The following is a 13,944-nucleotide window of genomic DNA, read 5'->3' on the forward strand; positions in this document are numbered from 1 at the left end:
TCATTCGCCCTGGCCTCCCAGGGCGTCGTTGATCATGTCGTCATCGTCGTGCACCTCGGCTACTGCGGAGGGCGTTTCGGCGAGATCGGCTCTGCCGTCCTCGGGCCACTGCTGCGGGGGCGGCCCGAGGATCTTCCGGGCGGACTTGATGACGAACCAGCCGAAAGTTCCGTTCCCGGCGGCGCCGATGCCGACGCCGATGAGCATCGGCATCTGCTTGCCGAGCACGAGGACCCCCTGCTTCGTGCCGTACTTCGTGATGAAGCGCGGGCCGAGCACTTTGTTGGCGCGATTGATCGCGGTCATCGGAATGCTGTTCACGATGGCCTTGCCCCAGTACGGGACACTCCGGCCCAGGAGGGGCTCCACCGCCTTCTTGACGGCCGCGTCTCCCACGAGCACGGACATGACGAGGAGCCGCCGACGCTCGACATCTTCTGCGTGCACGCCGTGGATCTCCGCGACGGACAGCGCGTAGAGAACGGAAGCCTCGAGGAAGGCAGCCAGCTCCACTGCAGCGACGGGCAGCTGCACCCAGCCGTTCGGAACGATCGCCGCAGCGCCCGCTCCGGCACCCGTGGTCGTGACGGTCCCGAGGTAGACCTTGTTCAGGTAGCTGACGAGCTCGCCGGGGGTCTTGTCCGGGTGCACCCGGCGAAGCCTCGCCACGTTCTCGGCCGCCAAGGGGTACTGCTTCTCGACGGCACTCGAGAAGGCATTGCTCACGACTGCCTTCGCGTCGAGCTTCTTCGGGCTCTCCATAGGCTGAGTGTGCCATCGGAGGCCGACAATTCTTACCGGCGGCCGAGTCCTGCGCGAGGGCGGTCCCGGCTCGCAGGAGCTGCGCCTCGCACGTCGGCGAACGTCCTCTCCCTCGAGCATCTCGGGCGTGCCGCTACCCGTTCGCCCGTCCGCGGACCCACCCCTCGAGGATCGCGAGCAGGAGCTGCGAGGTCCTCTCCGGGGCGTCCCAGGTGACGATGTGCCCCGCGCCCGGGATCACGTGCTCGGTGACGCCCTCGGCCTCGGCCCAGCGCGGCATGGCGGCGGCGATGTTGCCGGTGCGGTCCTCCGCGCCGCGGAGGAGGGCGAGCGGCACCGGCGAGCGATGTCCGGGATCGGGGTCGAGGATCGAGACCGTCGCGCGCCACACGTCGAGGAACCGGGTCTTGGGCATGCGGGCGAAGACCGCCTCGGTCCGCGCGATCGCCTCCGGGGTCACGGCGGAGGCGCGGGCCATGAGGCGGGGGAGCCTCGTCGACGGGATGAGCGCCAGCATCGGGGCGGCGAGTCGGAGCGCGAACCGCTCGAGCATCGAGAGCGGTCCGGCGTTCCAGGTCGCGTCGAGCACGATCAGGCCGCTCACGCGCTGCGGGTGCTCGCGCGCGAAGGCCTGCACGAGGTTCCCGCCCAGGGAGTGCCCGACCAGCACCGCCTCACGGACACCGCACTGGTCGAGCAGCGCCTCGAGGTCGGCGAGCGCATCGGCCGCGGCGAAGCGGACGCCGTCGGCGAGAGTCGAGGCGCCGTGCCCGCGCAGATCCCAGACGATGACCCGGTACCCCTCGGCGGTGAGCGCGACGGCCTGCTCGTCGAACATCGTGTGGTCCATGCCCGCACCGTGCGTGAGCAGGACGGCGACGCCGTCACCGCCGGAGTCCGCGACAGCGATCTGGGCCGACGGTCGCTGCAGCCGACGATCCCGGGTCACCATGCGTCGACGCCAGCAGCGGGGGCGCTCCCGGAAGGGCCGGTCATACCGAGAGATCCACGGTGACCTGGTCGCCGAGGGGCACGGCGCCGAGCCGCTCGCCGAGCCGGCGGGACGCGAGGTTGCGGACGCCGCTGCGCCACTGGACGACGAGCCCGCTGCCCAGGGCATGTGCGACGGCGGCAGAGGCCGCGGCAGCCCCGTTCCCCCTCCCCCGTGCCTCGGGCACGACGGCGACTCCGACATGGGCGATCGCGCCGTTCCAGGTCTCGTAGCCGGCGGCTGCCCTCGACGTGCCGTCGGGCCCGTTCACGACCCACCATCGCTCCATCTCCGCCAACCCCGATTCGTCACGGTCCGCACTCGGCAGCGCCGCGAGCACGCGCTCGAGATCCTTCCGCTCCGCGACGTCCACCTGCATCGAGAGCGACGGGGTGAAGGTCCGGGCATCGAGATAGGAGAGCGTGGCCGCGCCGAACAGGGTGGGGCCGAGACCGTCCAGGGCGCTCACCAGCTGTGCAGGATCGAGCAGCGATGTGGAGGAGAGGTCGGCGAGCTTCTCCGCGGCAGGGGCTGGAGCACCGACGACGGTCGCACCTGCGATCCTCACGACGGACGCGGCAGGTATCGCCTCCCAGGTGACGCTCGAGCGACCCCCGCGCGCCAGCACGGCGTCCGTCGTTCCCCATCGCTCGGCCCAGACACGGCGTATCGCGTGCAGAGATGCGGGAGCGAGGGTCGTGGACACAGATCGAGAGTAGACGAAGCAGGTGCTTCCGCCGCGCCCTCACGACTCAGCCCACGCCGGGGACCAGCTGGATCACGAGTCCGAGCAGGGCGATGGCCATCCCGCCGAAGCGCACGCCGAGGACGAGACGCTTCCTGCCGGGGTCCAGGAGCTCGGCGACACCCATGAAGAACATCAGGCCCGCGAACACCAGGGTGGCACCGGGATTCGGGGAGACCGGCGTGACGGCATCGATCACCAGCGAGGCGATCATCAGCACCCCGAAGGCGATCACGCTGACGTGTGCTCTCCCGCTCGGGCGGGGAGGGCCGATCAGCTCCTCGCGCACCGTCGGCCGCGAGGATGGGGTGGCGCGGGTGGTGGATCGGTCCTGCATGGTTCCTCTCCTCCAGATCGGGGCGAACCAGTCTACGCAGATGTCCGCGCGGGCCGCGCGGGGCCCGCCCGCTCGTCGCCGGTCAGCCCTCGAGGTGGAGTCCGCGGTAGCGGTTCACTGCGGCGTGGACCTCGAGGGGCCGCGGCCGCGCGAGGTGACCGGGGTGCCCGCGGTGAGGGGAGAGCGCGTCGAGGCCCTCGGCGTCGAGACGGTCGAACAGCGCGCTGATCGCGGCGTCGAGGGCGAGCGGGCCCACCTGCCCCGTCTGCCTCGTCTGCCCCGTCTGCTCCGTCAGCTCGGCCAACCGGTCGAGCGCGTGGGCGATGGCCTGGGTCTGCGCGGCGTCGACCAGCTGCGACACGGCGGCGAGGTCGATGTTCTCGTGCCCGAGGCGGATGGTCTCCCCGCCCTTCGCCGTGGCGGGCTTCCGCTTCCCCGGCGGGCGCAGGGTCCCGAGCGCCGGGATCCGGGCACGCGGCTCGCCGAACACGGCGGCGTCGGGCCGCGGCGCCACCTCGGCGAGCGCGCGGGCCTGCTCGGTGACGTCGCGGGGCACGTACTCGTCCAGCGCGATCACGTGGTCGGCGACGTCGAAGAACGCCCCGGACCCGCCTGCGACCAGCACGGTCGAGACCCCTCGCTCGGCATACAGCGGCCGGATGCGGTCCACGAACGGGGTGATGGGCTCGCGTTCGGCCGGGATCAGGGCCCGCATGCGCTGGTCGCGGATCATGAAGTTGGTCGCCGAGGTGTCCTCGTCGATCAGCAGCGCCGAGGTGCCGGCGTCGACGGCCTCGACGAGGGAGGCGGCCTGCGAGGTCGAGCCCGAGGCGTTGGTGGTCGAGAAGCGGCGGGTGTCGGTGCCCGAGGGCAGGCCGCTGATGAACGGCGAGATGTCGACCCCGGCCACGGAGCGGCCGTCCTCGGCGCGGACTGCGGCGACGTCGCGCCGGGCGATCACCCAGTCGCGGCCGTCGCCCTCGCAGTGCGGGTACACGCCCCGCTCGATCGCGCGCAGCAGCGTGGACTTGCCGTGGTACCCGCCGCCGACGATGACGGTGACCCCGTCGGGGACGCCCATCCCGCTCACGCGCCGGCCGCTCGGCAGGTCGACGGTGGTGCGCAGCGACGCGGGACTCTCGAAGGGGACGGCACCCTCGGTCAGCGGCAGGTCGGAGTCGCCGGCACGGCGCGGCAGGATCGCACCGTCGCCCACGAAGGCCACCAGGCCCCGCCCGGCCAGCTGGTCGCGCAGCGCCTCCTGGTCGCGGTGCAGGGTGACGTGCGCGCGGAGGGCCTCCGCGTCGAGGCGGTGATGGAACAGGGCGGCCTCGGCGAGGCGGGGCAGGTCCTCGGTGAGCAGTCGGCTCGCCTGCCGGCCGCGGATGCGGCGACCGGAGGCGGGCAGCTCGGCCGCGAGGCGCGCCTCGATCCCCTGGTCGGTCACGGCGACGGTGGAGCGCTCGAGGATCTCCTGGCCTGGGCGGCCGATGCTGATCTTCCCGTCGATCGACGATGCGGCCTCGGCCAGGACGCGGGCGAGGAAGTCGGTGGTCGCGACCATGCCGCGACGGTCTGCGAGGTGATCCTGCGGGATGGCGGCGGCGTCCCAGTCGACCACCAGACGCATCAGGGACGGCGGGGCGAAGGGGTCGACCTGCACGTGGTCGATGATCAGGCGGCACGGCCCCAGGTCGTAGGAGCCCTTCAGCTGCTTGTACGAGCCGTAGCCGCGGCCGTCGATCGCGGTGAGGATCCGGGTCAGGGTGGCAGTGTCAGTCTCAGTGGTCATCGTCGCGCCCATGCTAGGGGCCACGGCCGCGGTCGTCGGCACCAGACGGCGCTGGGCGTGCGGCCGCCGGACTGTGCAGCGGTGGCGCGGCCTGTGCGCGACGCTCCGACGTGACCGGCGCGACAGCGTCGGCACAGGTGCTTGACCCTGCTCCAGGAGCAGGGTCTGTGATCGAGGACCTCGGCCCGGAGAGCCCGAGCCCCGCCCCAGGAGCACCTGATGCCCGTCGTCCGCAGCACCCTGCAGATCCTCCGCACCCACCTGCGCGCCTACCTCCTCGCCAATCTCCTCATGTACGGACTCGTGCTGGGGGGCTTCGCCCTCGGCCTCGCCGTGCCCGAGCTCGCCGCGGGCAGGGCGACCGCCCTCGAGGAGGACGGCACCGCCGATCTCGTCGGGCGGCTGCTGTCGAACGTGTGGCTGTTCGCCGTGACGATCCTCGGCGTCAACGCGATCACCGTGGGGCTGTTCTCGATCGTGCTGCCCTCGCTCGTGATCCCGTTCGCGGGGATCGTGATCTTCGCCTGCCGTGCGGTGGTCATCGGGGTCACCCTCGCCCCCACCGACCCGAGCACCTGGATCGTCCTGATCCCGCACTCCCTCACGCTGGTGATCGAGTTCCAGGCGTACATCCTGCTGGTCCTCGGCGTATACCTGCTGGGCCGCGCCTGGATCACCCCGGCGTTCGTGGGCGAGACCTCTCGCGTCCGGGCTTACGGCCAGGGCCTGCGCCTGCTGGGTCGGCTGGGCCTGGCCGCGCTCGTGCTCCTGGTCGTCGGCGCCCTCTACGAGGCCTTCACCCTGCGCTATCTCGTGCCCGTTATGCTGCGGTGACGCGAAGGACGGAGGGCGCGATGTCCTGGAGCACCAGCGAGCTGGCGCGCCTGGCGAGCACCACCACCGCGACCGTGCGTCACTACCACCGGATGGGACTGCTCGAGGAGCCGGAGCGCCGCTCGAACGGGTACAAGGAGTACACGGCCGTGCACCTGGTGCGCCTGCTGCAGATCCGCCGCCTCGCCGACCGCGGGGTGCGGCTCACCCGGATCGAGGCGATCCTGCGCGACGACGCGCACTCCGCGGCCGTGCTCGAGGAGGTCGACGCCGAGCTGGAGGCCTCGATGCGCGATCTCGCGCGGGCACGGGCGGAGCTCGCCCTCCTCCGCGAGCACCGCGCCCGTGCCGACACCCCCTCGGGCTTCGAGGCGCTCTCCCGCGGCCTCTCCGAACGGCAGCGCTCCCTGCTCACGCTGTTCTCGACGGTGATGGACCCGGACGCTCTGACGGCGTTCCGGGAGGGACTCACGGCAGGCAATGACGTCGACGAGGAGTTCGAGGCGCTCCCGGCGACGGCCGACGCGGAGACCGTCGACGCGCTCGCCCGACGGATGGCCGCCACGGTCGCCGAGGCCGACCGGGAACGGCCGCGCCTGCGGGACCCGGTCGCCGGCTCCCCCGTGGGCGAGGACGAGGCGCGCAAGGTCCTCGGCCATGCGTTCGCGGAGCTGTTCAATCCCGCGCAGCTGCGTGCGTTGCAGCGGGTCGACGAGATCCGCCGGGACGGGACCGTCGACACACCCCGAGCTCCCGAGAGCCCGTGAGCTCCCGACACCCTTGAGCTCCCGGCACCCACGGGCTCTGGGCCGCGGGCGGAGCCGTTCACAGCCATTCCCTGGCGCGGGCGTAGCGTGCGGCCTCCCTCCGGTTCCGGGTCTGCGTCTTGTGCATCGCGTTGGAGAGGTAGTTGCGCACGGTGCCCTCGGCCAGATGGAGGCGGGCCGCGATCTCGGCCACGGAGCAGCCGGCGAGGGTCTCGCGCAGCACGTCGAGCTCCCGGTCCGTCAGCGGGGAGTCGTCGAGCACCGCGAGCGCGGAGATCTCGGGGTCGATCCAGCGCTTGCCCGCATGGAGGGTCTCGATCACCGCGGCGATCGCGGCCGGATGCGCGGACTTGCTCACGAAACCGCGCACTCCCAGCTTGAGGGCGCGGCGCAGCACACCGGGCCGCGCGTGCCGGGTGAGCATGAGGATCGCCTGCTCGGGGCGGTCCGCGCGGATCCGCTCCACGGCCGCGAGCCCGTCGGTGCCGGGCATCTCGAGGTCGATGACGAGCACGTCGGGCCGGTGCTCGCGCACGGCCTCGACGGCCTCCGCCCCGTCGGCCGCCTCGGCGATCACCTCGATGTCGGCCTTCATCGGCAGCAGGGCGGACAGCGCCGAGCGCAGCAGGGCCTCGTCGTCGGCGAGCACGATCCTGATCATCGTCGTCCCCGGCTGGGCGGGTCCTCGCCGGTCGGCGCGGCGCCGCTGCCAGCAGGCGCGGCGTCGCTGCTGGTCGGTGCGGCATCGCCGAGGCGAGCGGCCGTGCGGAACTCGCCGTCGGCCTGCTCGACGGTGAGCACTCCGCCCTCGGCCGCGATCCGCTCGCGCAGGGTCCCCAGGCCCCGCAGCGTCGGCAGCTCCCCGTCGGCCGCGCCGTCGTTGAGGATCTCCACCCCGGACGCGTCGAGGGTGATCGCGACGCGGGAGGCCTGCGCATGGCGCAGGATGTTCGTGGTCGCCTCGCGCACCACCTGGCCCAGCAGCTCCCCGCGCCCCTCCCCCGCCTCGCCGCGGCGGGAGATCCGCACCGCGGCCCCGGCTGCCTCGAGGAGGTTCCGGGCGTTCTCCAGCTCGGCGCGCACGTTGAGGCGACGCTGGGCGTAGGCGAGGTCCCGGGTCTCCCGGATGGTCTGCTCGACCTGGGCGTGGATCTCGCGCAGCTCGGCGACCGCCCGCTCGGGATCGCGCTGCACGAGCTCCTCGGCGAGCGCGACCTTCAGGTTCACCACGTGCAGGGTGTGCCCCTGGATGTCGTGGAGATCGCTCGCGAAGCGCATCCGCTCGCGCAGGATGCCCAGCTCCGCCTCCGCCTCCTGGGCGACCTCGAGATCGTCGATGATGCTGCGGTAGCCCTGGATCAGCAGGATCACCGCAGCGACGAACACGCTCAGCCCGCCGGGCATCACCACATAGCGCACGGCATTCTCCCAGGTCACGGGCACAGTGAGGAAGTACAGGCCGCCGATCGCGGCGATCACGGCGCCCATCGCGAGGATCCACGGCAGGTACCGGCCGCGCAGCTGCGGGAGCAGCACGCCGCTGAGGATCGCGGCGCCGAAGAAGGCCATCGGATTGAAGGCCAGCACGGCGCAGACCACCCAGATCAGGTAGGAGAACGCGACGGCGAGGGCCGTGGAGACGGGATGCCGGGCGGCGTCGAACTCCAGCAGCACCAGGAACGTGACCAGCACCCCCATCCCGAAGAGGAGGGTCTCGCGCCAGCTCCCCGAGGTCAGCGCGAGAACCGCGAGGGTCACCGGGGCGATCGCGACGACAGTGGTGAGCACCGTGGTGCGGTGCAGCCGCCGCCGCGCGTCGATGGAGACCGACGTGGAGCTCTGCATCGCGGCAGGGGTGGGCGCGGACTTGGCGGTCGAGGTCGAGGGCATCCGCTGACCTCCCTGCTCCGGTTCGACGACAGGCCCGTCGATCCATCATCGCGGACGCCCGCCCGCACCGGTAGTGACGGAATGTCACCACCGCTGCTGACACTCCACGACTGCCGCCGACGCCCGCGGAGGACTGGAATGGCGACATGAACTCATCCACTGTCATCGACGTCGACCGACTCACCATCGACTACGGAACCTTCCGCGCGGTCGAGGACCTCAGCCTCGAGGTGCGACGCGGGGAGCTGTACGCCCTGCTGGGCACCAACGGCGCGGGCAAGACCTCGACCCTGGAGGTCATCGAGGGGCACCGTGCCCCGACCTCTGGCACCGTGCGGATCCTCGGCGAGGATCCCCGCCATCGCAAGGCCGTGCGCCCCCGCACCGGGATCATGCTGCAGGAGAGCGGCTTCGCCGCCGACCTGGGCGTGCTGGAGACGCTCTCCCTCATCGGCAGTCTCACCGGCCGGGAGGACCGGCCCGAGCGGGTGCTCGACCTCGTCGGGCTCACCGCGAAGGCCGCTACCCGCGTCGCCGCCCTCTCCGGCGGCGAGAAGCGCCGGCTGGACTTCGCGACGGCCGTCTACGGCTCGCCCGAGCTGATCTTCCTCGACGAGCCCACCACCGGGCTCGACATCCAGTCGCGCGACGACCTGTGGTCCACCGTGGACCGGCTCCGGGAGGACGGGGCGACGATCGTGCTGACCACCCACTACCTCGAGGAGGCCCAGCAGAGGGCCGACCGGATCGGTCTGATGCACGAGGGCACCCTGCGCATGCAGGGCACGGTCGGCGAGCTGACGGCCACCCTCCCCGGCACGATCACGTTCGGCCTCGACGACGCCGCCCTCGCCCACCTGCCGCTCGAGAGCTCGGCGACGGGCGCCGGCACGCGGGTGATCCGCACCCAGGCCCTCCAGCAGGACCTCCGCACGCTGCTGAACTGGGCCGAGACCCACGGCACCGTGCTGCACGAGCTCGCCGCCGGGCCCACCCGGCTCGACGACGTCTTCCGCGCCGTCTCGCGCGACTGATCCCCGCTCACCCACCCGATCGACAGGACACGACCATGTTCGACATCGCTCGCAGCGAACTGAAGCAGATCCTCCGCAACCGTCTCGTGCTCTTCAGCGCGACCATCATCCCCGTGGGCCTCAGCCTGCTGTTCATCGCCCAGCGCGACACCTTCAGCCAGGCCCCCACCGGCATCGGCTTCCTCGCCGGCGTCTTCATGATCATCCTCATCAGCATGGGCCTGTACTCCACCGCGGTCTCCACCCTGGCCGCGCGGCGTCAGACCCTCTTCCTCAAGCGGCTGCGGTCCACCGCGGTGAGCGACGCCGCCGCCCTCGCCGGGATCGTCGGGCCTCCCGCCCTGATCGGGATCGTCCAGGTCTCCGCGGTGCTCACGGTGCTGGCCCTCCTCGCCGGCGCCCCGGCGCAGATCCCGCTGCTCATCGTCTCCGGGCTGGCGCTCGTGGCGATGATGGTGGGACTGGCCCTGGCCACCGCCGGATTCACCACCTCCCTCGAGCATGCCCAGGTCACCACGCTCCCGGTGGTGCTCGCCACCTCCGCGGCGGCGTTCTGGATCGGGTTCACCGGCACCGAGGAGCTCGGCATGCTCAAACGCGCGCTGCCCGGCGGCGCCGCGACCGAGCTGACCATCAACGCCTGGAACGGGGGCACGGACCTGGTCGACAACCTGCTGCTGCTCCCGCCGACCTTCGGCTGGGTCGTGGTCGGGGTCGTGCTCGCCCACCGGTTCTTCCGCTGGGAGCCGCGGCACTGAGCAGGGGCCCGCGACACATCGCCGCATCCCACCGCCCGCTCTCCCGAGGGCGCCGGGTCCTCGCCGCAGCCGCTGCGGGGCCGGCGCCCTCGGGCTGCGCGTCGGTGTCGTGACCGCAGGCGCGAGCGAGCACGCGCGGGGAAGATCCTCTCGACCACGTCACCTCCCACCTCGGCGACCGACTGCGACGCTCTGCTCCCCCGCCCTTACAGTGACTCCATGCCGCATGAGCCCCAGCCCTCGGCCGCCGTCCCCCGCGAGGAGACGGCGGCCGACGCCCCGATCGACGCCGTCATCCCCCACCGCCCCACCGAGGACGTGCTCGGGGTGCTCACCGGGACCTTCCTCGCCTCGCTCGGGCTGTACCTGCTGCAGAGCGCGGGCGCGGTCACCGGCGGCACCGCCGGCCTGGCGCTCCTGCTCACCCATGCCCTCTCCACCCCGTTCGCGGTGCTGTTCGCGGCGGTGAACCTGCCGTTCTTCGTGCTGGCGTGGTGGAAGAAGGGAGCGATGTTCACGGTCAAGACCGCCCTGTGCGTGGGGCTGATCTCCGCATTCAGCCTCCTCCACCCCCGCTACCTGCCGCTCCAGGACGTCCCCCTGCTGTACGCGGTGATCGGCGGCAACCTGCTGGTGGGTGTGGGGCTGCTGATCATCTTCCGCCACGGAGCGAGCCTGGGCGGCTTCAACATCCTCGCCCTGGTCCTGCAGGAGCGGGCGGGGCTGCGGGCCGGCTACGTGCAGATGGCCCTGGACGTCACGGTGATCCTGCTGTCGCTGCTGGTGCTGGACGTGCCCCGGGTGCTGCTCTCCGCGCTGGGCGGCGTGGTGCTGAACGTGGTGCTCGCGCTGAACCATCGGCCGGGGCGGTATCGGGCGTGAGGGTCGAACGTCCCCGGCACCTGCGATGATCAGGCGCTCATCGCCCCTGCCTGGAGAGGACCCCGTGGGACTGCTCGATCGCCGTCGCGGCCGCACGTCGGCGCCGTCCGCGGACCAGCCGCCCGCACCGTCGGGGACCCCGCGCTTCGCGGTGATCGACGTGGAGACGACGGGCCTGGACCCGCAGCGGGATCGGATCCTCGAGCTCGCGATCCTGCGGACCGACGAGCAGGGCCGTCCGCTGGACCAGTGGGTCACGCGATTCCATCCCGGCGGACCGGTGCGCGCCACGCACATCCACGGGATCACCGACGCCGACGTCGCAGGCGCGCCGCGCTTCGCGGACCTCGCGCTCCCGATCGGCACCGCACTGCAGGGCCTCGTGCTCGTGGCGCACAACGCCGAGTTCGACCTCGCCTTCCTGCAGGCGGAGTTCGCGCGGGCCTCCCTGCCGATGCCGCAGGTCACCACCTACTGCACCCTGCAGGGCAGCACGCTCTACCTCCCGCACCTGCGGCGGCGCACGCTCGAGGAGTGCTGCGGCGCGCTCGGCGTCCGGGTCGAGAACGCGCACTCCGCGCTCGGGGACGCCTGCGCGGCGGCAGGGCTGCTGCAGCGGTACCTCGCCCTGGATCGGCAGACCGGCGACGACGCCCCGCTGACCGCGACGCGGGCGCTGCGGGCAGGTGAGCGCACCGCGGCGGTGCCGAGGCCGGTTCCGGTGCCCGAGGAGCCCGCCGTCCCCGCCGGCGCGACCCCGGCCCCAGCCCCGGCTCCGGCCCCGGCCCCCGCCGGGATCACCATCACCGAGGAGTTCCGGGCCGCGCTCGACCACCTCCACGCCGGCCACCCCCTGTTCCTCACCGGCAAGGCGGGCACCGGCAAGTCCACGCTGATCCGCCACTACCTGGAGTCCACCGCGCGGCGCACGATCACGGTCGCGCCCACGGGGATCGCGGCGCTGAACGTGGACGGGTACACGATCCACCGCCTGTTCTCCTTCCCGATCGGCGTGAGCGAGGAGATGGTGCGCGGCGCGAACTACTACCCGCGGCGCTTCGCGCAGGCGCTCAGGGAGCTCGACACCCTCATCGTCGACGAGGCCTCGATGGTGCGGGCGGACCTGTTCGATGCGCTCACCGCGGCGCTCGAGCGGTTCGGTCCGCGGCCGGGCACGCCCTTCGGCGGGGTGCAGCTGGTGCTGGTGGGGGATCTGTACCAGCTGCCGCCGGTGGTCACCGATCACGAGGCGGCATGGATCGAGGAGCGCTTCGGCACCCCGTTCTTCTTCTCCGCCCGCTCCTTCGACGCGGCGACCTTCCCGGTGGTGGAGCTGTCCACCGTGTTCCGCCAGCTCGGGGACGACCACCTGGTGCACCTGCTGAACGCGGTGCGGGAGGGGACGCTGCTCGAGGACGCCCGCGCCGAGCTGAACCGTCGCACCGATGCCGGCTTCGAGCCGGACCTGGACGAGTTCTGGTTGACGCTCGCGACCACGAACCGGATCGTCGGCGCCCGCAACCGGCAGAGGCTCGAACGCCTCCCCGAGGCGCCGCAGACCTTCACCGCGCAGATCAGCGGGGACACCGACGGGTTCGAACAGCCCACCGACCCCTCGCTGTCCCTGGCCGTGGGCGCGCAGGTGATGATGCTGACCAACGACGGCGCGAACCGGTGGGTGAACGGGACCCTCGGCCGGGTCACCGCGATCGGCGCCGACGCGGACGGGCCGGTGGTCACCGTGCTCCTGCGCGAGGGACGCACGGTGCAGGTGCGCCGCCACACCTGGGACATCACCCGCCCCAGCGTGCAGGGCGGCTCGCTCGTGCACGAGGTGGTGGGCGCCTTCACGCAGCTGCCGATGAAGCTCGCCTGGGCGATCACGATCCACAAGTCCCAGGGGCAGACCCTGGACCGGGTGGTCGTGGACCTCACCGGCGGCACCTTCGCCAACGGGCAGCTGTACGTGGCGCTCTCGCGCTGCACGAGCCTCGAGGGCCTGGTGCTGAAGCGGGAGGTGCTCCCTCGGGACCTGAAGACCGATCAGCGGGTGCGCCGCTACCTGGCGAGCGGGGCCTCGGCGGCGGAGACGCTCGGCGAGGCGTACCTCTCGGTGCTCACCGTCGGCACCACCGGGGACCGGTGGCGGCCGCGTCCGGTGGAGATCGCGGTGGTGACCGACGACGGGGACGAGATCAGCACCGTCATCAACCCCACCAGCGACCTGTTCTCCGCGAGCAGCGAGTTCGGGATCACCACGCGGGACGTGCAGCTCGCGCCGCTGCTGGCCGAGGCGTGGCCGGCGCTCAGCTCCCTGCTCGCCGGACGGGTCCCGGTGGGTGTGCTCGTGGATCGGCAGCTCGCGCACGTCGACTTCGAGCTCAAGCGCAACGGGATCGTGGAACCGGTGCCGCTCGGGCTCGACGTGCCGGACAGTCTCCTGAGCGCCGAGGACCGGGCGCGGCTGCGGGCGCCGACGGCGCTCGAGCGGGCCCGGGCCGTGCGCGACGCGGTGCGTCGGGGGCGGGCGGCGGGCGCGGAGCTGCCGGGGGCCGGGATGGCGTTCCGGCAGGTCGTGGCGGGCCACGGCTATCTGCTGGCCCGTACCACCGGGACCGCAGGGACCACGGAGCCGACGGGCTTCGTGGTGGGCGGGAACCTCGGCGCCGAGGACGACTCGGCCGCGGTGCTCGCGCGCATGCTCGAGGGGACCTGGCAGCGGGTGCTCTCCCCCGACCAGGAGGTGGTGGAGCGCCTGCGCGGGGTCGAGCAGCACTATGGGGTGAGCGTGCTGCCGGACGGCTTCGAGGCCGACGGGCCGGTGGACGTCGCCTCGGTGCTGACCCCGGGGGCGCGGGTGTGCTTCTCCGGCACCGTCCACTCGCTCCGGCACGGATGGCTGGAGAAGGAGGAGCTGCACCGCATGGCCGAGGCCCGCGGGCTGGTGGCGGTGCCGACGCTCACCAAGACGCGGACCGATGTGCTCGTGGTCGCCGAGGCCGGGTCGCAGTCCAGCAAGGCGAAGAACGCGGCGCGGTGGGAGAAGCCGGTGCTCACCGCGGAGGAGTTCCTGGCGTGGGTGGGGTGACGCCGGTACAGCCGTCAGGGCCTCGCGACTGCTGCCCGGTCCGCGGGCGCAGTGCCCGCCGTGC

Annotated in this window: 13 protein-coding genes; 6 read left to right on the plus strand and 7 right to left on the minus strand. The window is 72.4% G+C overall.

What is annotated here, in order from left to right:
• The 5 genes from ACT3SP_RS08720 to ACT3SP_RS08740 form a co-directional block, all read right to left on the minus strand.
• Complete coding sequence (locus tag ACT3SP_RS08720) at positions 1-762, minus strand: hypothetical protein (protein WP_444586881.1); 762 nt, start codon at positions 760-762, stop codon at positions 1-3.
• 133 nt (positions 763-895) lie between these two features.
• Positions 896-1,714: an alpha/beta fold hydrolase gene (locus ACT3SP_RS08725; RefSeq protein WP_444586882.1), complete on the minus strand. Its 819-nt coding sequence runs from the start codon at positions 1,712-1,714 to the stop codon at positions 896-898.
• A gap of 40 nt (positions 1,715-1,754) precedes the next feature.
• Entirely contained in the window at positions 1,755-2,459 is a 705-nt protein-coding gene (locus ACT3SP_RS08730; RefSeq protein WP_444586883.1) for a GNAT family N-acetyltransferase, read from the minus strand.
• A 46-nt stretch (positions 2,460-2,505) separates the two neighbouring features.
• Positions 2,506-2,835, minus strand: coding sequence for a DUF2975 domain-containing protein (locus tag ACT3SP_RS08735; protein WP_444586884.1), 330 nt, complete (start codon positions 2,833-2,835; stop codon positions 2,506-2,508).
• A gap of 82 nt (positions 2,836-2,917) precedes the next feature.
• On the minus strand, positions 2,918-4,627 hold the full coding sequence (locus ACT3SP_RS08740) for an ABC-ATPase domain-containing protein (protein WP_444586885.1): 1,710 nt from the start codon (positions 4,625-4,627) through the stop codon (positions 2,918-2,920).
• Between the two features lie 219 nt (positions 4,628-4,846).
• On the opposite strand from ACT3SP_RS08740, the gene ACT3SP_RS08745 reads away from it, so the two are divergent.
• Positions 4,847-5,461: a hypothetical protein gene (locus ACT3SP_RS08745; protein WP_444586886.1), complete on the plus strand. Its 615-nt coding sequence runs from the start codon at positions 4,847-4,849 to the stop codon at positions 5,459-5,461.
• Between the two features lie 20 nt (positions 5,462-5,481).
• Positions 5,482-6,228, plus strand: a complete 747-nt coding sequence (locus tag ACT3SP_RS08750; protein WP_444586887.1) for a helix-turn-helix domain-containing protein — start codon at positions 5,482-5,484, stop codon at positions 6,226-6,228.
• Positions 6,229-6,286: 58 nt separating this feature from the next.
• Here ACT3SP_RS08750 and ACT3SP_RS08755 read toward each other — a convergent pair whose 3' ends face one another.
• Together ACT3SP_RS08755 and ACT3SP_RS08760 are read right to left on the minus strand one after the other, a co-directional pair.
• On the minus strand, positions 6,287-6,889 hold the full coding sequence (locus tag ACT3SP_RS08755) for a response regulator transcription factor (RefSeq protein WP_444586888.1): 603 nt from the start codon (positions 6,887-6,889) through the stop codon (positions 6,287-6,289).
• On the minus strand, positions 6,886-8,118 hold the full coding sequence (locus ACT3SP_RS08760; RefSeq protein ID WP_444586889.1) for a sensor histidine kinase: 1,233 nt from the start codon (positions 8,116-8,118) through the stop codon (positions 6,886-6,888). The genes ACT3SP_RS08755 and ACT3SP_RS08760 overlap by 4 nt, the downstream gene beginning before the upstream one ends.
• A gap of 146 nt (positions 8,119-8,264) precedes the next feature.
• On the opposite strand from ACT3SP_RS08760, the gene ACT3SP_RS08765 reads away from it, so the two are divergent.
• The 4 genes from ACT3SP_RS08765 to ACT3SP_RS08780 all read left to right on the plus strand — a co-directional run bounded on the left by ACT3SP_RS08765 (position 8,265) and on the right by ACT3SP_RS08780 (position 13,880).
• Complete coding sequence (locus ACT3SP_RS08765; protein WP_444586890.1) at positions 8,265-9,152, plus strand: ABC transporter ATP-binding protein; 888 nt, start codon at positions 8,265-8,267, stop codon at positions 9,150-9,152.
• 35 nt (positions 9,153-9,187) lie between these two features.
• Positions 9,188-9,910 (plus strand): ABC transporter permease, encoded by a 723-nt coding sequence (locus ACT3SP_RS08770; protein WP_444586891.1) that lies wholly within the window; start codon positions 9,188-9,190, stop codon positions 9,908-9,910.
• Positions 9,911-10,129: 219 nt separating this feature from the next.
• Positions 10,130-10,792: a YitT family protein gene (locus tag ACT3SP_RS08775; RefSeq protein WP_444586892.1), complete on the plus strand. Its 663-nt coding sequence runs from the start codon at positions 10,130-10,132 to the stop codon at positions 10,790-10,792.
• Positions 10,793-10,856: 64 nt separating this feature from the next.
• On the plus strand, positions 10,857-13,880 hold the full coding sequence (locus tag ACT3SP_RS08780; RefSeq protein ID WP_444586893.1) for an exonuclease domain-containing protein: 3,024 nt from the start codon (positions 10,857-10,859) through the stop codon (positions 13,878-13,880).
• The last annotated feature ends 64 nt before the right edge of the window (positions 13,881-13,944 follow it).

The sequence above is a fragment of the Brachybacterium sp. AOP43-C2-M15 genome (assembly GCF_052446295.1).
In the GTDB taxonomy this organism is placed as follows: domain Bacteria; phylum Actinomycetota; class Actinomycetes; order Actinomycetales; family Dermabacteraceae; genus Brachybacterium.

Excerpts from the sequence above, each read along its gene's own strand:
- ACT3SP_RS08725 (WP_444586882.1), bottom strand. The coding sequence starts at position 1,714 with ATGGTGACCCGGGATCGTCGGCTGCAGCGACCGTCGGCCCAGATCGCT.
- ACT3SP_RS08775 (WP_444586892.1), top strand. The coding sequence starts at position 10,130 with ATGCCGCATGAGCCCCAGCCCTCGGCCGCCGTCCCCCGCGAGGAGACG.
- ACT3SP_RS08740 (WP_444586885.1), bottom strand. The coding sequence starts at position 4,627 with ATGACCACTGAGACTGACACTGCCACCCTGACCCGGATCCTCACCGCG.
- ACT3SP_RS08765 (WP_444586890.1), top strand. The coding sequence starts at position 8,265 with ATGAACTCATCCACTGTCATCGACGTCGACCGACTCACCATCGACTAC.
- ACT3SP_RS08745 (WP_444586886.1), top strand. The coding sequence starts at position 4,847 with ATGCCCGTCGTCCGCAGCACCCTGCAGATCCTCCGCACCCACCTGCGC.
- ACT3SP_RS08720 (WP_444586881.1), bottom strand. The coding sequence starts at position 762 with ATGGAGAGCCCGAAGAAGCTCGACGCGAAGGCAGTCGTGAGCAATGCC.
- ACT3SP_RS08760 (WP_444586889.1), bottom strand. The coding sequence starts at position 8,118 with ATGCCCTCGACCTCGACCGCCAAGTCCGCGCCCACCCCTGCCGCGATG.
- ACT3SP_RS08755 (WP_444586888.1), bottom strand. The coding sequence starts at position 6,889 with ATGATCAGGATCGTGCTCGCCGACGACGAGGCCCTGCTGCGCTCGGCG.
- ACT3SP_RS08735 (WP_444586884.1), bottom strand. The coding sequence starts at position 2,835 with ATGCAGGACCGATCCACCACCCGCGCCACCCCATCCTCGCGGCCGACG.
- ACT3SP_RS08750 (WP_444586887.1), top strand. The coding sequence starts at position 5,482 with ATGTCCTGGAGCACCAGCGAGCTGGCGCGCCTGGCGAGCACCACCACC.
- ACT3SP_RS08770 (WP_444586891.1), top strand. The coding sequence starts at position 9,188 with ATGTTCGACATCGCTCGCAGCGAACTGAAGCAGATCCTCCGCAACCGT.